The following is a 20,915-nucleotide window of genomic DNA, read 5'->3' as shown; positions in this document are numbered from 1 at the left end:
GGGAAAACAAGATGGATATTCAGGAGTGGATTATATTTGCAATCGAACTGATCGGAACAGTAGCGTTCTCAGCATCGGGGGCAATGGTTGGAATTGAGTGCAGCATGGATATATTCGGAGTGATCGTGCTTGGTGTGTCAACGGCAGTTGGCGGAGGTATGGTTCGTGATGTTATACTTGGGAAGGTGCCATCGGCACTTCTGCATCCGGTATATGTGATCTATGCCGTACTTGCTGCGGTGCTTGTGTTTTGTATTATATATTTCCGCAGGAAATATCTGCAGGATGGTTTTGGTGAGGTCTATGATAAACTTATGCTGGCAATGGATTCTGTAGGACTTGGAATCTTTTCGGCGATGGGAGTGACAAAAGGTATCAGTTGCGGCTATATCGATAATACATTTCTGCTGGTCTTCCTTGGTACAATGACGGGAGTCGGAGGAGGACTCTTGCGTGATACGATGGCAGGAGTTGCGCCGTATATATTTGTGAAACATATTTATGCATGCGCATCCATTGCGGGGGCGTGGATATGTGTGATCATATACAGAAGTTACGGAGAACTTCCGGCGATGGTGGTGTCATCACTGATCGTTATGCTGATACGTTTTCTTGCGGCTCATTACAGATGGAATCTTCCAAGGATCGGAGAGTAGAAATCCGGGAAGGTAAGGAGCATTTTGCAGAATGTGATGAAAAAATATGCAAAAGCATGAAAATTTATGCTTGACATTTGAAATGACAGGTTTATAATAAGGACTTGTAAAATATATATAGTTCACCGAAATTCGTTGATGAGAACAATGCCGTATCTATCGTTATTTCACAGAGAGCCTGCGGTTGGTGGAAGCAGGTAATAGGCAGATAAGGATATCCTCTCTAAGAAGCGGGTTGAAAGCAATATTAAAGTAAACCTCGCCGGTATCCCCCGTTACAGGGAGCATGTATGATAGTACGTGTATGAGAGCTGTAGAAAGATTCTACAGAATTAGGGTGGTAACGCGGATAGATTTCGTCCCTTTTCAGAGTATATTCTGGAAAGGGATTTTTTTTGGTGGACAGTGATTGTTTAAAGGAGGAGAAGAGTAATGAAAGCATTACAGAAAGCAAGCAAATTTTTATCAGACTACACGTCAATTGTTGTAATCGCGATCGCAGTGGTTACATTTTTCCTTCCGTCTATGATGGGCTGGGTAAACCTGGCGCTGTTCACAGACATGGTATCGAACAAGTTCACATGTCAGTCGATTATCATTGGTATTATCATGTTCAGTATGGGACTGACACTTACAACGGAAGACTTTAAGATTCTTGCACAGCGTCCGTTTGACATTTGTGTTGGTGCGGTTGCGCAGTATCTGATCATGCCATTCCTTGCATTTGCGCTTTCAAAGGTATTGAATCTGCCGGATGGAATCGCACTTGGGCTGATTCTTGTAGGCTGCTGTCCGGGAGGTGTATCTTCCAACATCATGTCTTATCTGTGCGGCGGGGATGTAGCCTTTTCCGTAGGAATGACAACAGTATCCACACTGGTCTCACCGGTTATGACACCACTCATGGTATCTTTACTGGCAAGCGGTACACAGATTACGATCAAGGGACTTCCGATGTTCGTATCAATCATTGAGACTGTTATCCTTCCGGTTGGTGTTGGATTCTTGTTAAATTATCTGTTGGGAAAGAATAAAACATTCCGGGAACTTCAGAAAGTTATGCCGGGAGTTGCTGTTCTCGGACTTGCATGTGTTGTCGGCGGTGTGGTATCTTCACAGGGAGCCAAGTTCTTCCAGTCAGGTGTTGTGATCTTCGTAGCAGTATTACTGCACAACGGACTTGGATATCTGCTTGGATATGGAGCAGGAAAACTGGTTGGTATGAATACGTCAAAGAAGAGAACCATTTCTATCGAAGTGGGTATGCAGAATGCCGGACTTGCAACGAATCTTGCAACTACAACTGCCCAGTTTGCATCTACACCGGAATCTGCAATTATCTGTGCGGTATCCTGTACATGGCATTCCATCTCAGGAACACTGTTAGCCGGATTATTTGCAATGCATGACAAACGAAAAGAAAAAGCTGCCGGAAATGTAGAGGCAGCAGCACATTAAACTGCTCTTGAAATGCATGAAATAACAAATTTATAGAATAGAAACAAAAAAGAAACAACACGGGATGTGCTGTTTCTTTTTTTGTGTGCGCCAATATGGATAAAGATTATCAACGAAATAAAAAAATAATTTAAATAAAATATTGACTATTAGTCATTTTTTACTATAATAATAAATGCATAAAGAAAATAAGAGGAGATGGAAAGAATGGTCAAAGTTGGCAAAGGGATTGCCCGACACAGAATACTGGTGCTGTTTATAGGAGTCTTATTAATTGTTCCGTCAATAATCGGCATCGCAAAAACAAAAGTAAATTATGACCTGCTGAGTTACCTGCCGGATCACCTGGAGACGGTAAAAGGACAGGATATCCTGGTAGATGAATTTGGAATGGGTGCATTCTCCATGGTCGCAGTCGAGAATATGGATATGAAGGATGTACAGAAACTGGAAAAGGAATTTGAAAAAGTGCCGCACGTCCAGGATGTACTCTGGTATGACGATGTGGCAGATATCAGCCTTCCGGTGGAGATGATTCCAAAAGATATCAGAAAAGCATTTATCAATGGTGATGCAACGATGATGTTGGTATTGTTTGATGACACGACATCATCTGATAATTCCATGGAGGCACTGACACAGCTTCGTAAGATCGCGAATAAGCAGTGCTTTATCAGTGGTATGACGGGTATCGTTACAGATATTAAGAATATCGCAATGAAAGAGCTTCCGATCTATGTAGTGATCGCGGCACTGTTAAGCCTGGTCGTACTGGAGATTACATCAGGATCATTTGTAGTTCCGTTTTTATTCCTGCTAAGTATAGGGCTTGCGATTTTATACAACCTGGGAAGTAATATTATACTCGGTGAAACGTCTTATATTACGCAGGCACTGACAGCAGTATTACAGCTTGGCGTAACGATGGATTATTCCATTTTCCTTCTGAATAGTTATGAAGAGAATAAGAAGAGATTCCCTGGCGAGAAAGAAAGAGCCATGGGGCATGCGATTGCCAATACATTTAAGTCGGTTGTCGGAAGTTCCGTAACTACTGTGGCCGGATTCATCGCACTTTGTGTTATGACATTCGCACTCGGACGTGACCTTGGTATCGTAATGGCAAAAGGAGTTGTGATCGGCGTTATCTGTTGTGTAACGATCCTGCCGGCACTGATCCTTGTATTTGATAAACCAATCGAGAAGACAAGACACAAATTGCTGTTAAGTAATATGGATCGTCCATCAGCCTTTATCACAAAGCACTATAAAGTATGGATCGCGGCATTCCTGATACTTTTACTTCCGGCAATTTATGGAAATAACCATACAAAGATTTACTACAATATTGCAGATTCACTTCCGGCAACATTGAACAGTAATGTATCAATTGCAAAAGTAAAGGATGACTTTGGGGCAAGCAACATGCATATTATCATGATGGATAAGAACATGGATGCAAAGGAAAAACAGCAGATGCTGAATAAGGTCGATAAAGTAAAAGGCGTGAAATGGACCATCAGTATGAGTTCACTTATCGGGCCCAGTGTACCGGATTCCATAATTCCGAAGGATGTCCGGAAGATGCTGCAGAGTAAAGATTATGAACTGGCATTTGTAAGCACAGAATACGAATCTGCAACGGATCAGGTCAATACACAGATTAAAAAGATCGATAAGATTGTAAAATCATACGATAAGACGGGAATGGTCATCGGAGAAGCGCCTCTGATGAAAGATCTGCAGGATGTCACGGATGTCGATCTTGTTAATGTTAATATTATCTCTATCGCAGCGATATTTGTGATCATTCTGATTATTTTCAAATCGATTTCACTGCCGGTCATCCTGGTGGCAGTTATTGAATTTGCAATTATGATCAATATGGCGATCCCGTATTATCAGGGAATCAGCCTTCCGTTTGTGGCAAGTATCGTGATCGGTGCCATTCAGTTAGGTGCAACGGTTGACTATGCGATCCTGATGACAACGAGATATCAAAAAGAACGAAGCCTTGGAAAAGATAAGATGGAAGCAATCAGCATTGCACATAAAACGAGTATGCCGTCCATCATCAGCAGTGGACTTAGCTTCTTCGCTGCAACATTCGGAGTTGCCTGCTATTCTCAGGTTGAAATGATCGGTTCGATCTGTACATTGCTTGCAAGAGGAGCCATTATCAGTATGGTAGTCGTGCTTCTGGTATTGCCGGCAATGTTCATGATATTTGACAAATTAATCTGCAAGACATCCATCGGATTTCTTGGGAAAAAGGCAAAAGCACAGACAAGTGAAGCAAAGTAACCTGTTATTAACAATCCATGATAACTAAGAAAGGAAGCAGGAATTATGAATAAGAACAGAAAAATGAAACGAAAAATTGCAGCATCTGTAGCAGTCGGAATGTCAGTGATGATGGGTGTGACACCAGCTTTCGCGGCAAGTGGAACTTCAAACAGCGAGGTATATAAAGAAGAGACGGTATATGTGAATGCCAAAGCAAGCGGCAAGACAGATAAAGTAACGGTATCCAATTGGCTTAAGAATTCAGGAAGTGTATCCGGAGATCTGGAAGACGAGAGTACACTGAGCGATATCAAGAATGTAAAAGGTGATGAAAAATATACGTCAGACGGAGATAAACTGACCTGGGCTACAGACGGTGAGGACATCTATTATCAGGGAACGACAGATAAGAAACTTCCGGTATCAGTAAAACTGAACTATTATCTAGACGGAAAACAGATGAAGCCGTCTGAGTTAAAGGGTAAGAGCGGACATTTGAAAATTACCGTTGATTATAAGAATAATGAAAAGCAGAATGTATCGTTGGATGGAAAAGATACAGAAGTATATACACCGTTCGTGATGATGACGGGAATGATACTTCCGAATGAGACATTCAGCAATGTAACGATCGATAACGGCAAGATTATTTCCGATGGGAATAAGAATATCGTTATCGGATTCGGAATGCCGGGATTAAAAGACAGCCTGAACTTAAGCAGTGAAGAAAGTGACAAAGTTACGATTCCGGAAAGCTTAAGTATTGAAGCAGATGTAACAGATTTTACAATGTCTTCTACTTATACAGTTGCATTATCTGATCTGTTGGATGATATGAATATGGATGACATTGCAGATGTAGATGATCTGCAGACAGCGCTGGATGATCTGGAAGATGCGGCACTTCAGTTGGTTAGTGGTTCCGATACACTGGCAGATGGTGCAGGAACACTGGCAGATGGTGTGAATACTTATACAGAAGGTGTTGACACATTGAATGCCGGTATTCAGAAATATCTTGGTTCTAACGGAGAGTTAAGCGGCAGCGTTACAGAGTATGTGAATGGTGTGAATAAAGTTGTCAAAGGGGTACAGGATTATACGGATGGCGTAAATACACTGGCAGATGGTGTAAGCAGTTACGTAGACGGTGAAAAGCAGCTGGCAGCAGGAGCTTCACAGCTGACACAGCTTAGTGCGGGACTGAAGCAGGTGCAGAGTGCAATCTCCCAGCTTGAGGCAGCAACGGATGGTGAGGGTGGAACCACAGAAGACCTTCAGGCAGCCTCCAAGGCTCTGGCAGCAGGAACAGCACAGATGAAAGCAGCACTTGGAACGAAAGAAGTAGAGGGTCTGATGTCTCAGGTAAATGCTATGGTAACAACCGGCAATACATTGATGGAAGAGACTAAGACATTAAGCGGAACACTGGCAAATGGCATCGAGGCACCGCTTACAACAATTGCCCAGACATTAAATGGTATGCAGGAAGCTCTGGCAAATATTGATGCAGCGCAGACAGCATTAGAGAATGCATGTAAGAATATCAATGATGTAGTTGCATCTGACAATCAGACAATTGCAACAGCTAAGACAACAGCAAAGAACAGTTCTGATGCGATCGCTGCATCTATAAGTGCACTGGAAGCGAAGTATGCAGAAATCTCAGATAAGAATTCCGAGGAAGAAAAGCAATTACAGAGTTCTATAAGTGCACTGAAGAACGCAAAAGCTTCCACAGATTCCGTACAGAATCTCAAGGAGTTATCAGGCATTGATACGTCAAAGATGCCGACAATAGATGTAGATTCCTTAAAAGCAGGTGCAGCAACGATCATGACGAATGCAGATACTTTGAAGAAGTCTTCGGGAGAGCTGGCAGCAGCACTTCCGGAATTACAGAAGCAGTTGAAGAGTATCGAAGATGCGGAAGGTGTTCTTGCACAGGCAGGACAGTTAAGTACATTAACAGGAAGTGTAGACCAGTTAAATGCAGGTATGCAGGGACTGAACAGTGCAATCGGAACACTGCACAGCGATCTGGCTGCATTGAATCATGCGACATCCGCTCAATTCCCGACAGCAATCCAGGGAATCACGGCACTGAACAAAGGATTCGCACAGTTAAGTGGATACAATGATTCCCTGGTAAGCGGTGCAAATAAACTGAAATCCAACAGTCCGACATTAGTAGCCGGTGTCAATACACTTCAGAGTGGAACGAATCAGTTGGCAAGCGGACTGAATACATTGGGAAGCCAGATGTCTTCCGGATCTGCAACACTTGCAGCCAACAGCGGTGCACTTAGAAGCGGAGCTTCCGAACTTCAGTCAGGTGCAAAAGAGCTTGCAGAAGGCATGGCGAAATTTGACAAAGAAGGAACAAGTAAGTTGAAGAGCACCGTGGAAGATGAACTTGGTGATGTACTTGACAGAATCGATGTACTGACATCAGAAAATTGCAAATATAGTACATTCAGCGGTAAGGATAAAGCAATGGATGGTAATGTAAAATTTGTGATTGAGACGGATGCGATCGAGTAAATAATATGAATATGAAATAAAAAGAATCACAGGTGGAAGAGGATGAAGTAATATGTTCCCTGTTAATTAGACGAGGGGCGTATTACTTCATCCTCTTCCGTTTGTGATTCTTTTTTTATTTTTTCAACATTCTCCAGAGAGTGCTTCTGCTTATGCCAAGACGTTTGGCAGTTTTTTCTTTATTCCCATGTTCTTCGGCAAGAACCCATTGTATGATTTGAGAAGACGATAAATTAGTCTTATTATCTTTCCTTGAAATTTCCTCGGTATAGTGCTAAAGTATACTAAAAAGGTATGATTTAGCGAGTGCGTGAAAAAACATGCACTAAGGAGGAAAATTCATGAATGAATACAGAATAGGAACAAAATGTGTACAGGGCGGATATACTCCGGGAAACGGAGAACCAAGACAGATTCCAATCGTACAGTCAACAACATTCAAATATGCAACCAGTGAAGATATGGGAAAATTATTTGATCTGGAAGCGTCAGGATATTTTTATTCCAGATTGCAGAATCCGACTAATGATATGGTTGCGGCAAAGATTGCAGAGATGGAAGGTGGAACGGCAGCGATGCTGACTTCATCCGGACAGGCAGCCAATTTCTTCGCACTGTTCAATATCTGTGAGTGCGGAGATCACATTGTAGCATCTTCATCCATTTACGGTGGAACATTTAACCTGATCGATGTAACGATGAGAAAGATGGGAATCGATGTAACATTCGTGTCACCGGATGCAACAGAAGAAGAGTTAAATGAAGCATTTAAGCCAAATACAAAAGTAATGTTTGGTGAGACAATTGCCAATCCGGCACTTACCGTACTGGATATTGAATTATTTGCCAAAGTGGCACATGCACATGGTGTGCCGCTTATCGTAGATAACACATTCCCGACACCAGTCAATTGCAGACCGTTTGAATGGGGAGCAGATATTGTAACTCATTCGACTACAAAATATATGGACGGACACGGAGCTGCACTTGGCGGAGCAATCGTAGACAGCGGCAACTTTGACTGGATGGCACATGCAGATAAATATCCGGGACTTTGCACACCGGATGAAAGCTATCATGGAATTACATATGCGGAGAAATTCGGCAAAGAAGGTGCATTCATTACCAAATGTACGGCTCAACTGATGCGAGACTTTGGATCTATGCAGTCACCACAGAATGCATTCATCTTAAACCTTGGTCTGGAATCCCTGCATGTACGTATGCCGAAGCACGTAGAGAACGGGCAGGCAGTTGCAGAGTTCCTGGAAGCACATCCAAAGGTAGCATATGTGAACTATCCAGGACTTCCTTCTAATAAATATTATGAAAGAGCACAGAAATATCTTCCGAACGGCGGATGTGGAGTGGTATCGTTTGGATTAAAAGGTGGAAGAGAAGCAGCATCTATCTTCATGAAGACATTAAAGCTCGGTGCGATCGAGACGCATGTAGCAGATGCAAGAACCTGTTGTCTGAACCCGGCAACGTCTACACACAGACAGATGACGGATGAACAGTTAAAAGAGGCAGGAGTACCGGCTGAACTGATTCGTATCAGTCTTGGTCTGGAAGATAAAGAGGATCTGATCGCGGATATCTCGAATGCGTTGGATGCAATCTAAGGTAGAATTGAAAGAGTAAGGCAAAATTCCGAAAAAACTTACATAAATATATTGATAATGCCTATAAGTGGATGCGCTTATAGGTATTATTAATTTGAAAAAATATATATGATTGCTTTTGTGGTAGCAGCACTAAGGGGATAAGTTTATATCCCCTTTTTTTTGACGTTTTTATAGTAATCATGCTAAAATAGAGAAATCTACCATGTGTATGGAATATTTTGAGCCGGCAGGGACAGTAAAAAGACCAAAAACCCCGTCCCCAATGGCTGGAGAGGGAAAATTATGAATAAAAGAGAATCATTTAGCAGCAGATGGGGATTTATCTGTGCCTGTATCGGTTCAGCGGTCGGTATGGGAAATATCTGGATGTTCCCAACAAGAGTATCATTGTATGGAGGCGGTTCATTTCTGATACCATATTTTATATTTGTAATACTGATCGGTTCGACGGGAGTGATCGGGGAGATGAGTTTTGGGCGTGCGGCAAAGGCCGGTCCAATCGATGCATTTGGAATTGCCTGTGAGAAAAAAGGAAAGAGAAAAGTCGGAGAAGCACTGGGGATGATCCCTGTATTCGGATCACTTGCCATGGCGATCGGATATACGGTTGTAATGGGGTGGATCCTAAGATATGCCGTTGGAACATTTACAGGAGCAACACTTTCGCCTGAAAATGTGGATGAATTCGGGGCGGCATTTGGTAAGATGGCGTCAGCATTTGGTAATAATATATGGCAGATACTTGCGCTTGTGGCCTGTATGCTGATTCTGATGTTAGGTGTCGGAAGCGGCATTGAAAAAGCAAATAAGATCATGATGCCGATATTCTTCGCATTGTTCGTGATTCTGGGAATTTATGTCGGATTCCAGCCGGGAGCAAGTGAAGGATACCGTTATATTTTCAGAGTAGATCCGAAGGCATTCAGAGATCCGGCAACGTGGATCTTTGCACTTGGTCAGGCATTCTTTTCCCTGTCGGTAGCAGGAAATGGAACATTGATCTATGGATCTTATCTTTCGGATGAAGAGGACATTCCGGCTTCTGCAGGAAGAGTTGCATTATTTGATACGATTGCAGCAATTCTTGCCGCACTCGTTATCATTCCGGCGATGGCAACAACGGGAGCGCAGTTGGATCAGGGAGGTCCCGGACTATTGTTCATCTTTCTCCCGAATCTGATCAAAGGAATGCCGGGAGGATGGCTGATCGCAATCATCTTCTTTGTTGCGGTATTACTTGCGGGTATGACATCGTTGATCAACTTGTATGAGGCTCCGATCGCTACGGTGCAGGAAAAATTCAAGCTTGGAAGAGTGCCGGCATGTGCATTTACAGGAATTGTGGGAGTGATCGTCTCCTTGCTGATCCAGGGCATCGTGTCAGACTGGATGGATGTGCTGTCTATCTATATCTGTCCGCTTGGAGCCGGGCTTGCAGGAATCATGTTCTTCTGGGTATGCGGTAAGGCATTCGTGGAAAAACAGGTTAATACAGGAAGAGAGACACCATTTACGAAACAGTATTATACAATATGTAAATATTTTTATGTACCGGTATGTTTTATTGTGCTGATCCTTGGAATTGTTCTCGGAGGAATCGGTTAGAAGAAAAAAGGAATGAGAGGATAAAGAAGAATGAAAAAAGGAAATGTGACAGCATTACTGCCGATAGGCGTATTTTTGTGTATCTATCTGGGGCTTGGAATCGCATTTGAATATGTAATGAAGATTCCGATGGGATTCTATAATGTTCCGATCATAATCGCATTTCTTGCAGCGATTCTGGTGGCATGCCTGCAGAACCGCAAGATAAGTTTTGACGAGAAGCTGGAAATCATGGCGCAGGGGCTTGCTGATAAGAATATTATTACAATGCTTCTGATCTTCTTGACGGCTGGGGCGTTTGTCGGAGTGGTAGGAAGAAGCAGTGCGGAAAGTGTGGCATATTTCATGTTGTCACTGATTCCGGCAAGATTTTCAGTTGCGGTATTATTTGTGGTAGCCTGTTTTGTGTCGGTTGCCATGGGAACGTCGGTTGGGACAATTACATTGATCACGCCGATCGCAGTGTCCGTATCCAAGGCTTCGGGATTTGACATGGCACTTTGCATCGGTTCGGTTATGGGAGGATCAATGTTCGGAGATAACCTTTCTTTTATTTCAGATACAACGATCGCAGCATGTAACGGACAGGGATGTCAGATGAAGGATAAATTCCGGGAGAACTTTGGAATTGCACTTCCGGCAGCTATTGCAACGCTGGTATTGATTTTAGTTTTTTCATTTCAGACAGACATTGCCGGACAGGTAAGTAAGTCTTATAATCTGGTGCAGATTATCCCGTATGTGCTGGTTCTCATAGGAGGAATTGCCGGAGTCAATGTGTTTGTGGTGCTTCTGATCGGAATTCTGTCAGGTTCGGTTATCATGCTGGCCGGCGGACATGTTGCGGCGACAGATCTGCTTGCTAATATGGGTTCTGGGGCTTCCGGAATGTTCGAGACGAGTATGGTGGCAATCCTGGTAGCAGCGATGTGTGCACTGATCCGTGAATATGGTGGTTTTGATGCATTGCTGGCAGGAATCCACAAAGTATTCAAAGGCCGCAAAGGCGGTCAGTTTGGTATGGGACTTCTGGTCGGAACGATGGATATTGCAACGGCGAATAATACGGTGGCAATTGTCATGGCGAATCCGATCGCGAAGGATATGGCAAAAGAATATGGGATCACACCGCGAAAGGCAGCTTCGATACTGGATACATTTTCCTGTGTTTTTCAGGGGATTATTCCTTACGGAGCACAGATGCTGGTAGCAATCTCTGCGGCAAGTGAACTGGGATATCGTGTGTCGGCATTTCAGATTATGCCGAAGCTCTTTTATCCATTTTTGCTGTTTGTGAGTTCTATGATATTTATATTTTTGATACCGTCTAAGAAGGAGAGCTAAATCATGACAGAAGAGATCAGGCAGAAACTGACAGGTGCAGTCATCGGGCTTGCAAGAACCTGTGAAAATAACGAAAAGACAGAGAGCACCGACCGGGTATTCTTAGAAGCACTGACAATGGCCGGAGACTGGTCGGCAAGTATCTTTGACATGAGTGAGATGTTAGAAAAAGTCAGAAATGAAAAGTACACAGTCTCACCGGGATGTGTGACCTGCGCCGCGCCATGCGGGAATACAGATGATTATGATATGGAGAATCTGTGGAAAGAATCCGAAGAAATCGGAGCTTTCAAGAATACAATCCTGATGGTGATCTGTCAGACCGCAGCAAAATTATATCATGCAGATCAGACAGAAGAATCTGAGACGGTGAAGTTATTATTCCGTGCGTTACGTATGATCAGTTTTGAGGGCTGGGATGTTGCAGGGCTTATACCGGTGATGCTGGAGCTTGGAAAAGCCGGACGGATATAAAAATAAATAGAATAATATTAGCAAAAAAGACTTTAAAAGGGATTCGGAAAAATCTATTCTAAAGTCTTTTTTTTGTCATCCATTCAAAAGAAGTATTACTTATGAAAGATAAGAAAAATTATCTGATTTAATAGAAGATTAATGATAAGAAATGCGTTATAATAACAATACACTGTATATATCAAGGAGGAACAAAAACATGACAGTACCAGAAAGACTTTCCGCACTTCGTAAGTGTATGGAAGAAAAGAACATTGATGTGTATGTAGTACCGACTGCCGACTTTCATCAGAGTGAATATGTTGGGGAACATTTCAAAGCGAGAAAGTTCATTACAGGGTTCTCAGGATCAGCAGGAACAGCTGTGATCACAAAGACAGAAGCAAGACTCTGGACAGACGGACGTTACTTCATCCAGGCAACAGCACAGTTGGAGGGGACAACTGTAGAACTTATGAAAATGGGTGAGCCTGGTGTGCCAGAGATGAATGCATATATTGAAGAGGTATTAAAGGAAGGCGAGACACTTGGATTCGACGGAAGAGTCGTATCTGTCGGTGAAGGAGAAGGTTATGCAGCCATCGCTGGGAAGAAGAATGCAAAAGTAAATTATCAGGTAGACTTAATCGATGAGATCTGGGAAGACCGCCCGGTTTTATCCGAAGAGCCTGCATTTAATCTGGATGTAAAATATGCCGGAGAAACTGTTGCAAGCAAACTTGCAAGAATCCGTGAAGAGATGAAAGAAGCAGGAACCAATGTGCACGTTGTATCTACGCTCGACGACATCTGCTGGACGTTAAATATCCGTGGAAATGATATAGACTTCTTCCCACTGGTATTATCTTACGGAATCATCACAATGGACAGTTTCGAGCTGTATATCGATGAGAGAAAATTAGATGACAAGTTAAAAGCCAAACTTGCAAAAGATGGCGTAAACTTACACCCATACAACGACATTTACGAAGACGTGAAGAAATTTGACAGTGATGTGGTTGCAATGATCGATCCTGGAAAACTGAATTATGCATTGTTCAACAATATTCCTGAAAATGTTAAGACAGTAAAAAAGAGAAATCCGGCAATTCTCATGAAAGCGATCAAGAACCCGGTTGAGATCGAGAACATCCGCAAGGCACAGATCAAAGACAGTGTTGCGCATGTAAGATTCATGAAATGGCTGAAAGAAAATGTTGGCAAGATGAGGATCACAGAGATGAGCGCATCTGATAAATTGGATGAATTCCGTGCTGAGATGGGCAAATTTATCCGTCCAAGCTTTGAACCAATCTCTTCATTTGGAGAGCATGGTGCGATCGTACACTACACATCTTCACCGGAGACAGATGTAGAGTTAAAAGAAGGACAGTTATTCTTAACGGATACAGGAGCTGGATTCTATGAAGGTTCCACAGATGTAACCAGAACTTACGCACTCGGCGAAGTTCCGCAGATTATGAAAGATCACTTCACATTGGTTGCGATCAGTAACTTACAGCTTGGCAGTGCAAAATTCCTGGAAGGTTCTACCGGTATGATTCTTGACATCCTTGCAAGAAAACCATTCTGGGACAGAGACTTAAACTTCAACCATGGTACAGGACACGGAGTCGGATACCTTCTGAACATCCACGAAGGACCTGCAGGTTTCCGTTGGAAATATCGTAAGGGTGAGACAGAAGTATTACAGGAAGGCATGGTCATCACAGATGAGCCTGGAATCTATATTGAAGGATCTCACGGAATCCGTCTGGAGAACGAACTGTTGACCTGCAAAGGAACATTGAATGAATATGGTCAGTTCATGTACTTCGAAGCAATCACCCTGATTCCAATGGATCTGGATGCGATCAATCCGGATATTATGACACAGGAAGACAAGAAACTGTTGAATGATTATCATGCAAAAGTATACGAAGTGATTGCTCCTTACCTGAACGAGGAAGAGCAGGAGTGGCTGAAGAAATACACAAGAGCTATTTAACCTGTGAGGACGGATTTTTCAGCGGTTTGCTTCTAAATGAGAAATGATATTCATATAATGAATTGACAAAGATGAAAATGCTTAGTAGAATCTAAGTTAGTTACAACTAACTTAGATTCTACTAAGTAAAGGAGTTCATTATATATGAAGCGGAAATCCAAGAATCAATCCAAGAATAAGACACTTAATTTCCTGCGTTATCTGGGGCCGGGGCTTCTGGTTACAGTAGGATTCATAGATCCGGGAAACTGGGCTTCGAATATTGCGGCGGGATCAGGTTTCGGATATGAGTTATTATGGATGGTGACATTATCTACAGTTATGCTGATCGTACTGCAGCATAACGCGGCACATCTGGGAATTGCAACCGGACTGTGTCTGTCGGAAGCGGCGAGCAGATATATGCCAAGGCTGTTAAAAGACCTGATACTTCTGACTGCAATGCTTGCGGCGGTAGCAACGGCGATGGCAGAGATACTCGGAGGAGCGATTGCGCTGCAGATGTTGTTCCATATACCAATCAGACTGGGGAGTATCCTGATCCTGGTTCTGGTATTATTCTGTGCATTTACGAATGCATATAAGAGAATAGAAAAACTGATCATATTATTCGTGTCGCTGATTGGATTTTCTTTTTTATTCGAAGTTGGAATTGCGAAGATCAACTGGGGAGCAGCTGTGGTCGGATGGGTGAAACCGTCATTCCCGTCGGGAAGTATGCCGGTGATCTTAAGCGTATTAGGGGCGGTGGTGATGCCGCATAATCTGTTTCTGCATTCGGAGATTATTCAGAGCAGACAGTGGAATCTAGAAGACAGTTCGGTAATCGAGCAGCAGTTGAAGTATGAATTTAAAGATACATTATTTTCCATGATCATTGGATGGGCAATTAACAGTGCGATGATCATGATGGCGGCAGCGACGCTTTATCAGAACGGAAGTGGAAAACAGGTGGATGATCTGACTGTTGCGGGAAAGATGCTGTCGCCTTTGTTGGGGAATGCGGCAACGGTGGTCTTCGCATTGGCACTTTTGCTGGCGGGTATCTCATCCAGTATCACTGCAGGAATGGCCGGTGGAACGATATTTTCCGGAATCTTTAACCAGCCATATGATATTAAGACAAAGGAAACAAAAAGAGGAGTACTGCTGACGATGATTCCGGCGGCGGTGATCATCCTGTTTATCAGACAGCCATTCGAAGGTCTGGTATATTCCCAGATGCTGCTTGCCGTCCAGCTTCCAGTTACAATATTTACACAGATATATCTGACGGCTTCGAAAAAGGTAATGGGAAAATATGTGAACAGCAGACGTTTGAATTTTTTGCTTCTGGTGATTGCTGTGATTGTAACAGGGCTGAATATAGCATTGCTTTTTGTATAGACAGGAAGAACAGAATAAGAAGAAAGAAAAACCGGGCACTGTATAGAAACAGGCTCGGTTTTTTTGTATCAATTATTCGGTTACAGCGGAAGCGGCAACGTTTTCTTTCTCAGGAAACATCTTTCTGAAGATCAGACGGATGAATGGTCCGCAGTAGAAGATCTGCCAGAAGAAAGCAACCGGGAAGTTCATGAATGTTGTCTGACACCAGGTAGCAATCACATTACTTCCTGCGTTCTTGAACAGAATCGTTGCAACAAGACTCATGCAAGGACACATGATGCATACGATCATGGAAGAGATTGCAAGAGTGATGAAGATTGGTCTGTCCTGTGGTGTAACGATACGGAAGGCAAGCATATGTGCAAGTTTGTCAACGAAAGCAAATTCCAGAACGAAGGCAACCGGCCACATGATTTTCAGTTCGCCGAAAGCCATCAGGAATACTTCGTTGCTCATTCCTCCCACATTCAGGCAAATATTGTAGCAGATCATGACGTAAACCATCAGAAAAGACATCATCAGTGTAAAAATAACATTTTGAAATAAAGTTTTTGGCATAATTTTTGTTCTCCTTTTTATGAAATGTTTAAAAATGGGTACAAAAAAGACACTTGTGTTGTTCGTTAATCAAGCATACACTTGTGTCGTTTCCAATTAAACCAAAATTATCTTATTTTTTTGTCCGAATATGAATTATACCGAACGAAAAGCTAAAAATCAAGTATTTTTTTACATAACATCCGGAAGTGGATTTATGACACCTCTCATTTCAGTTCTAATCATTCTAGGTGCGGTGTCGACAGCCGTCAATATGGTTGCTGCAATGGTAAAGCGTATCTGTAACGGGATTGAGAAGCGTTTATTAAAAAAGGGCAATTGATTAAAACTCAATTGCCCTTTTAACGGCTTCAATATCTCCCGTAAACAAGATGCTCTCCATTCCAAGTTCTTTACTTGCAATGACATTTTCCACCGTATCATCGATGAAGAAGCATTCACTTGGTAGAAGGTCATATTTATTGAACAGATGGTAATAAATATCGTGTCCCGGCTTTGCCATCTTTAGAGGTGCAGAGAAGACGATGCCATCGAATTCTTTCAGGATCGGATAATCTTTCGGTGCACGTTCTGCAAACCTGGTAGAAGCGTTGGAAAGCAGATAGATCGGAACTCCCCGGGCTTTTAACTCTTTGATGAATTTCCATGTTTCAGGAAGCGGATCGACATACTGGAACCAGTTCTCGAAAAAATCGCGGGCAGTATCTTTCAGACGGTCCGGAAGTTCTGCAATCGTATCTTCGGCATTCTGGTCATAGTCGATAGTTCCGGCATCTAAAGCTACCCAGTTTTTAAAAATGGCATCAGCAAGAATATTATAATCTTCCGGTGTAGAAGCAAATTTCCCCAGGATATAGTCTCCTTTAAATTTTCCGATTACATTTCCAAAGTCAAAAATAATATTCTTGTATTTCATCTCAAGTTCCTCCCTGTATTTTATACTGCCTGTTTTATATTTTTATAAACACTATTATAGCTTTATGGATAGAAGGAATCAATATATATAGGATAAATAACATGTCAATATAAGTATGATTAATAAAAGAATGTCAGGATTTTGTGAGATTGACAATTATCGGGAAAGTGTATATGATTTTCGATAGAACTGTAAAAGGAAAGAGAGATTATTATGGAAATCAGTATACTTTTAATGGAACAGATCACAGAACTATTTCTTATGATACTGATGGGATATATTATTGTAAAGACAGGATTGTTAAAGGGAGATGACAGCAAAGTTATTTCTAAAATTGTATTATATCTTGTTATCCCGTGTGTGATCATCAATGCATTTCAGGTGGATTATACGAGTGAAAAGGCGAAGGAACTTTTGCTGGTATTTGCAGCGTCGGTATTATTACAGGTTATATTGCTGGCAGCAGTGTGGGGTGTTGGAAAGGTATTGAAACTAAATGAAGTAGAGATGACATCCATCTATTATTCGAATTCGGGCAATTTGATCGTACCGCTGGTGACTTTTATTCTGGGAAAAGAATGGGTATTATACGGTTGTGTGTTTATGAGTGTCCAATTAGTATTTCTGTGGACGCATGGCAAGAATACGATCAGCCGGGAAGGAAAGTGGGACTGGAAAAAGATTGTATTCAATATCAATATGATCTCGGTATTTGCCGGAGTTGTGCTGTTTTTTACCAGGATCAGGCTTCCGGAAATTGTAAATCAGACCTTAAGTTCTGTGGGCAGTATGATCGGTCCGGCAAGTATGATCGTAACGGGGATGCTGATCGCAGAGATGAATCTGAAGAGTATATTTGAAAATGTGAAAGTGTATTTTATTTCATTTCTGAGACTGGTCGTGATACCTGTGATATCATTGATGATTTTAAAGATAAGCGGGCTTGTGAACATACATTCGGATGGAAAGAAATTACTGCTTATCGTATTTCTTGCGGTGATCACACCGTCTGCTTCAACGATCACACAGATGTGTCAGGTGTATGGAAATGATTCGAAATATGCCAGTGCGATCAATGTTATGACGACATTATTATCCATTGTGACAATGCCACTCATGGTGCTCTTGTATCAGACTGTGATGTAGAAGAGAGTATAGATGAAAGGCGTGTATTTGTATATAGTTGATGAAGAAAATTATCTGTTTTCTGATTGAAAGCGAACCAAAGGTAAGATACAATGGAGATATGAAGGAGGGGAGCAGAAGATGGCAGAATTACTTACAGCGGCGACACCGATATCCTATTATCTCGTTGCAGTAAATATTATTGCATTTATTTTATATGGAACGGATAAAGCGAAAGCAATGCATCATCAGTGGAGGATCAAAGAGGCAGTGCTGATAGGGATTGCGTTTGTCGGCGGTGCATTTGGTGCGTTTGCAGGAATGATTGTATTTCATCATAAGACAAGAAAGATGAAATTCCGAATCTTAGTTCCAATCGCTATTATCATCTGGCTGACCCTTGGTGGATTTTTGGCAGAACGTGATGTGGTAGGACTGACGAAGACAGACCGGCCAAAGAATGAATACAACGGCACAGAGATCACACCGTATCATAGCAGTGTGGATAAAGATGGTGACGGTACGGATGATCAGACCGATATTTTGAAGAATGCATTGGTTTATGTGAAGAAGCGGCCGGTTTACAAGAGCAGATATTATCAGACCGGTTATCCGGATGACAGATATGGTGTCTGTACAGATGTTGTCGGATATGCGCTTAAGAAAAGCGGATATGATCTGCGGGAACTGGTAGACGAAGATATCAGAACGAATCCGAAGGATTATGATATCGATGAGCCGGATAAAAATATTGATTTCCGAAGAGTAAAGAACCTGAGAATATATTTTGAACATACAGCGACCAGTCTAACCACGGATGTAAATGACATTGAACAATGGCAGGGCGGCGACATTGTAGTGTTCAAGAATCATATCGGGGTAATTTCTGACAGACGGAATGTGGAAGGTGTACCATATGTGATTCATCATAATGATCCGTATCAGAAGAATTATGAAGAAGATATCCTACAGGAGAGAACCGATATTGTCGGTCATTTCAGAATATCGTAATGGCAAAGCACTGTGAAATATTACCAAATTTCGCAGTGCTTTTTTGGCGCATTTTTCAATATGTCTTTTTATGACAAATCCTTTAATAATAAAGACTGTTCGTCTGGTTTAGCATTCTCAGCAATTACATCACGGACGTTCTGCATACGCATATCCAGGTCGGCACTGATCTGTGCACAGGCAAGCATCTCATCCTCCAGATATTTTGCTTTGTCAGCCGGGATATCTTTCTTGTAACGCAGCTTATGTTCTAGGCTTGCCCAAAAATCCATAGCGATCGTACGAAGCTGTACTTCTACAGTCATGTTACGTTTTCCGTCCTGTAAAAAGATTGGTACACTGACAATCAGATGAAGGCTGCGGTATCCGCCCGGTTTTGGATTTTTGATATAGTCTTTCTTCTCAAGAAGTGTGATGTCATCCTGAGAAAGCAAACAGTCCGCAAGCATGTAGATATCATCCGGAAAAGAGCAGATGACACGGACGCCGGCAATATCATGGATATTTTCTTCAATAGAAGAAAGGGTGAGAGGTATGTCTTTTTTACGGATCTTTTTAATCAGGCTTTCCATGGATTTGACGCGGGACTTGATATCCTCGATCGGATTGCGGTCATATTCCAGGGAATACTGTTCGTTTAATACTTTGAATTTCGTCTCTACTTCCATGATGGCACATTGATAATAGGACATCTGTTTTTCTATTGGTTTCATATTTTTATTAACAAAATCCAGAAATTCGTCAGACATCAGACTGTTTCTGACGAAGCGTTCTTTGCGTTGTTCGATAAATGTCTCAAGAGGTCTCATGTTGCATTTCTCCTTTCATTATCCAAAAATATTTTAGCATATCTGTAGTTGAAATTCTATCAACAGATAGGTGTGTTTATGGGAGAATGCGACAATGTAAAAGAATTGTAGCAAGTTGTACAAAATCAAGTCCAATTGTCGGATATATTCACAGTTAAAATTTTTCGTGGTAAGATAAATGACATAACGTAAGATATAAAGAAATAAATCATAAGGAAGTGTAAGTTTATGAATTCCAGATACAAAGGAATATTTTTCATTACATTATCGGCGTTATCATTTGCATTCATGAATGCTTTCGTAAGGTTATCCGGTGATCTGCCTTCGGTACAGAAGAGCTTTTTCAGAAATCTGGTAGCTTTTTTTATTGCGCTGATCATGATCATAAGAAGTAAGGATGGATTCAAAATCGAAAAGGGAAATCTGAAATATATGATTCTGCGTGCGACATTCGGTACGGTGGGAATCTTGTGTAATTTCTATGCAGTGGATCATCTGGTACTGTCGGATGCATCGATGCTGAATAAGATGTCGCCGTTTTTTGTAATTATCTTTTCATTTTTATTGCTGAAAGAAAAGATGAGTCTGGCACAGGCACTGGCGGTTGCGGGTGCATTCATCGGAAGCTTATTTGTAATCAAACCGACATTTACGAATATGGCACTGGTACCGTCACTGATCGGACTGTGCGGTGGAATCTGCGCAGGTATTGCTTATGCGATGGTGCGTATCCTGGGGCAGAGAGGACAGAAAGGTTCTTCGGTTGTAATCTTCTTCTCAGGATTCTCGTGTGTGGTTACACTGCCATATCTGCTTCTGGATTTTCATCCGATGAGCGGCCTGCAGATCTTAACGCTTCTGGGTGCGGGACTTGCGGCTGCAGGCGGCCAGTTCGGAATCACGGCGGCTTATTATCATGCACCGGCGAAAGAGATATCCATTTATGATTATTCGCAGATCATCTTTTCGACGATTCTGGGCTTCTTTCTGTTCGGACAGGTACCGGATAGGTATAGCGTGCTGGGGTATGTGATCATATGTGCGATGGCGCTTTGGATGTTTGTGTATAATAAGAACCGGGATTAAACACAAAATCGATTTAATAATTCAGCTTTTCTGGAATCA

General features: G+C 42.1%; 17 protein-coding genes and 1 other annotated feature. Of the genes, 13 read left to right on the top strand and 4 right to left on the bottom strand.

Going from position 1 to position 20,915, the window contains the following annotated elements; all coding sequences use genetic code 11:
• The first annotated feature begins 11 nt into the window (after window positions 1-11).
• The 4 genes from NKF87_RS12350 (at window position 12) to NKF87_RS12335 (ending at window position 6,944) form a co-directional block, all read left to right on the top strand.
• Window positions 12-656 carry a trimeric intracellular cation channel family protein gene (locus NKF87_RS12350; protein ID WP_028088091.1) on the top strand — a complete coding sequence of 215 codons (645 nt, stop codon included), beginning with the start codon at window positions 12-14 and terminating at the stop codon, window positions 654-656.
• A 126-nt stretch (window positions 657-782) separates the two neighbouring features.
• Window positions 783-1,023 (top strand) — a binding site (T-box leader).
• A gap of 65 nt (window positions 1,024-1,088) precedes the next feature.
• Window positions 1,089-2,114 carry a bile acid:sodium symporter family protein gene (locus NKF87_RS12345; protein ID WP_173791443.1) on the top strand — a complete coding sequence of 342 codons (1,026 nt, stop codon included), beginning with the start codon at window positions 1,089-1,091 and terminating at the stop codon, window positions 2,112-2,114.
• 207 nt (window positions 2,115-2,321) lie between these two features.
• Window positions 2,322-4,418 (top strand): efflux RND transporter permease subunit, encoded by a 2,097-nt coding sequence (locus NKF87_RS12340; protein ID WP_253583624.1) that lies wholly within the window; start codon window positions 2,322-2,324, stop codon window positions 4,416-4,418.
• Between the two features lie 45 nt (window positions 4,419-4,463).
• Window positions 4,464-6,944 carry a hypothetical protein gene (locus tag NKF87_RS12335; protein WP_253583622.1) on the top strand — a complete coding sequence of 827 codons (2,481 nt, stop codon included), beginning with the start codon at window positions 4,464-4,466 and terminating at the stop codon, window positions 6,942-6,944.
• A gap of 115 nt (window positions 6,945-7,059) precedes the next feature.
• Here the strand turns inward: NKF87_RS12335 and NKF87_RS14505 are convergent, their stop codons facing one another.
• On the bottom strand, window positions 7,060-7,158 hold the full coding sequence (locus NKF87_RS14505) for a helix-turn-helix domain-containing protein (RefSeq protein ID WP_238024875.1): 99 nt from the start codon (window positions 7,156-7,158) through the stop codon (window positions 7,060-7,062).
• A 127-nt stretch (window positions 7,159-7,285) separates the two neighbouring features.
• On the opposite strand from NKF87_RS14505, the gene NKF87_RS12325 reads away from it, so the two are divergent.
• The 6 genes from NKF87_RS12325 (at window position 7,286) to NKF87_RS12300 (ending at window position 15,368) form a co-directional block, all read left to right on the top strand.
• Window positions 7,286-8,569, top strand: coding sequence for an O-acetylhomoserine aminocarboxypropyltransferase/cysteine synthase family protein (locus NKF87_RS12325; protein WP_117598160.1), 1,284 nt, complete (start codon window positions 7,286-7,288; stop codon window positions 8,567-8,569).
• A 285-nt stretch (window positions 8,570-8,854) separates the two neighbouring features.
• Window positions 8,855-10,177 carry a sodium-dependent transporter gene (locus NKF87_RS12320; RefSeq protein WP_181978371.1) on the top strand — a complete coding sequence of 441 codons (1,323 nt, stop codon included), beginning with the start codon at window positions 8,855-8,857 and terminating at the stop codon, window positions 10,175-10,177.
• 30 nt (window positions 10,178-10,207) lie between these two features.
• Window positions 10,208-11,521 (top strand): Na+/H+ antiporter NhaC family protein, encoded by a 1,314-nt coding sequence (locus NKF87_RS12315; RefSeq protein WP_117598162.1) that lies wholly within the window; start codon window positions 10,208-10,210, stop codon window positions 11,519-11,521.
• Window positions 11,522-11,524: 3 nt separating this feature from the next.
• The gene (locus NKF87_RS12310; protein ID WP_117598163.1) at window positions 11,525-11,995 is read left to right on the top strand and encodes a hypothetical protein; all 471 of its coding nucleotides are present in this window, start codon (window positions 11,525-11,527) and stop codon (window positions 11,993-11,995) included.
• Between the two features lie 199 nt (window positions 11,996-12,194).
• On the top strand, window positions 12,195-13,982 hold the full coding sequence (locus NKF87_RS12305; RefSeq protein ID WP_117598164.1) for an aminopeptidase P family N-terminal domain-containing protein: 1,788 nt from the start codon (window positions 12,195-12,197) through the stop codon (window positions 13,980-13,982).
• Between the two features lie 144 nt (window positions 13,983-14,126).
• Window positions 14,127-15,368, top strand: a complete 1,242-nt coding sequence (locus tag NKF87_RS12300) for an Nramp family divalent metal transporter (RefSeq protein ID WP_117598165.1) — start codon at window positions 14,127-14,129, stop codon at window positions 15,366-15,368.
• 72 nt (window positions 15,369-15,440) lie between these two features.
• Here the strand turns inward: NKF87_RS12300 and NKF87_RS12295 are convergent, their stop codons facing one another.
• A complete protein-coding gene (locus tag NKF87_RS12295) occupies window positions 15,441-15,929 on the bottom strand; it encodes a DUF2798 domain-containing protein (RefSeq protein WP_055214292.1) in 489 nt (162 codons plus the stop codon).
• 322 nt (window positions 15,930-16,251) lie between these two features.
• A complete protein-coding gene (locus tag NKF87_RS12290) occupies window positions 16,252-16,845 on the bottom strand; it encodes an HAD family hydrolase (protein WP_117598167.1) in 594 nt (197 codons plus the stop codon).
• Between the two features lie 213 nt (window positions 16,846-17,058).
• On the opposite strand from NKF87_RS12290, the gene NKF87_RS12285 reads away from it, so the two are divergent.
• Entirely contained in the window at window positions 17,059-17,991 is a 933-nt protein-coding gene (locus NKF87_RS12285; RefSeq protein WP_117598168.1) for an AEC family transporter, read from the top strand.
• Window positions 17,992-18,111: 120 nt separating this feature from the next.
• Window positions 18,112-18,981: a DUF1287 domain-containing protein gene (locus NKF87_RS12275; RefSeq protein ID WP_117598169.1), complete on the top strand. Its 870-nt coding sequence runs from the start codon at window positions 18,112-18,114 to the stop codon at window positions 18,979-18,981.
• 68 nt (window positions 18,982-19,049) lie between these two features.
• Here the strand turns inward: NKF87_RS12275 and NKF87_RS12270 are convergent, their stop codons facing one another.
• Entirely contained in the window at window positions 19,050-19,790 is a 741-nt protein-coding gene (locus NKF87_RS12270) for a GTP pyrophosphokinase (RefSeq protein ID WP_117598170.1), read from the bottom strand.
• 228 nt (window positions 19,791-20,018) lie between these two features.
• Here NKF87_RS12270 and NKF87_RS12265 point away from each other — a divergent pair, with 228 nt between their 5' ends.
• Window positions 20,019-20,876: a DMT family transporter gene (locus tag NKF87_RS12265; RefSeq protein ID WP_117598171.1), complete on the top strand. Its 858-nt coding sequence runs from the start codon at window positions 20,019-20,021 to the stop codon at window positions 20,874-20,876.
• Window positions 20,877-20,915 lie beyond the last annotated feature (39 nt).

The sequence above is a fragment of the Dorea longicatena genome (assembly GCF_024168045.1).
Classification (GTDB): domain Bacteria; phylum Bacillota; class Clostridia; order Lachnospirales; family Lachnospiraceae; genus Dorea_A.
Note: the sequence above shows the minus strand (reverse complement) of the source record. Positions and strands in the feature narration are given on the sequence as shown.

Bases quoted from the DNA above. Each gene is read 5' to 3' on its own strand.
- NKF87_RS12350 (WP_028088091.1), top strand. From the start codon at position 12: ATGGATATTCAGGAGTGGATTATATTTGCAATCGAACTGATCGGAACA.
- NKF87_RS12345 (WP_173791443.1), top strand. From the start codon at position 1,089: ATGAAAGCATTACAGAAAGCAAGCAAATTTTTATCAGACTACACGTCA.
- NKF87_RS12340 (WP_253583624.1), top strand. From the start codon at position 2,322: ATGGTCAAAGTTGGCAAAGGGATTGCCCGACACAGAATACTGGTGCTG.
- NKF87_RS12335 (WP_253583622.1), top strand. From the start codon at position 4,464: ATGAATAAGAACAGAAAAATGAAACGAAAAATTGCAGCATCTGTAGCA.
- NKF87_RS12325 (WP_117598160.1), top strand. From the start codon at position 7,286: ATGAATGAATACAGAATAGGAACAAAATGTGTACAGGGCGGATATACT.
- NKF87_RS12320 (WP_181978371.1), top strand. From the start codon at position 8,855: ATGAATAAAAGAGAATCATTTAGCAGCAGATGGGGATTTATCTGTGCC.
- NKF87_RS12315 (WP_117598162.1), top strand. From the start codon at position 10,208: ATGAAAAAAGGAAATGTGACAGCATTACTGCCGATAGGCGTATTTTTG.
- NKF87_RS12310 (WP_117598163.1), top strand. From the start codon at position 11,525: ATGACAGAAGAGATCAGGCAGAAACTGACAGGTGCAGTCATCGGGCTT.
- NKF87_RS12305 (WP_117598164.1), top strand. From the start codon at position 12,195: ATGACAGTACCAGAAAGACTTTCCGCACTTCGTAAGTGTATGGAAGAA.
- NKF87_RS12300 (WP_117598165.1), top strand. From the start codon at position 14,127: ATGAAGCGGAAATCCAAGAATCAATCCAAGAATAAGACACTTAATTTC.
- NKF87_RS12295 (WP_055214292.1), bottom strand. From the start codon at position 15,929: ATGCCAAAAACTTTATTTCAAAATGTTATTTTTACACTGATGATGTCT.
- NKF87_RS12290 (WP_117598167.1), bottom strand. From the start codon at position 16,845: ATGAAATACAAGAATATTATTTTTGACTTTGGAAATGTAATCGGAAAA.
- NKF87_RS12285 (WP_117598168.1), top strand. From the start codon at position 17,059: ATGGAAATCAGTATACTTTTAATGGAACAGATCACAGAACTATTTCTT.
- NKF87_RS12275 (WP_117598169.1), top strand. From the start codon at position 18,112: ATGGCAGAATTACTTACAGCGGCGACACCGATATCCTATTATCTCGTT.
- NKF87_RS12270 (WP_117598170.1), bottom strand. From the start codon at position 19,790: ATGAGACCTCTTGAGACATTTATCGAACAACGCAAAGAACGCTTCGTC.
- NKF87_RS12265 (WP_117598171.1), top strand. From the start codon at position 20,019: ATGAATTCCAGATACAAAGGAATATTTTTCATTACATTATCGGCGTTA.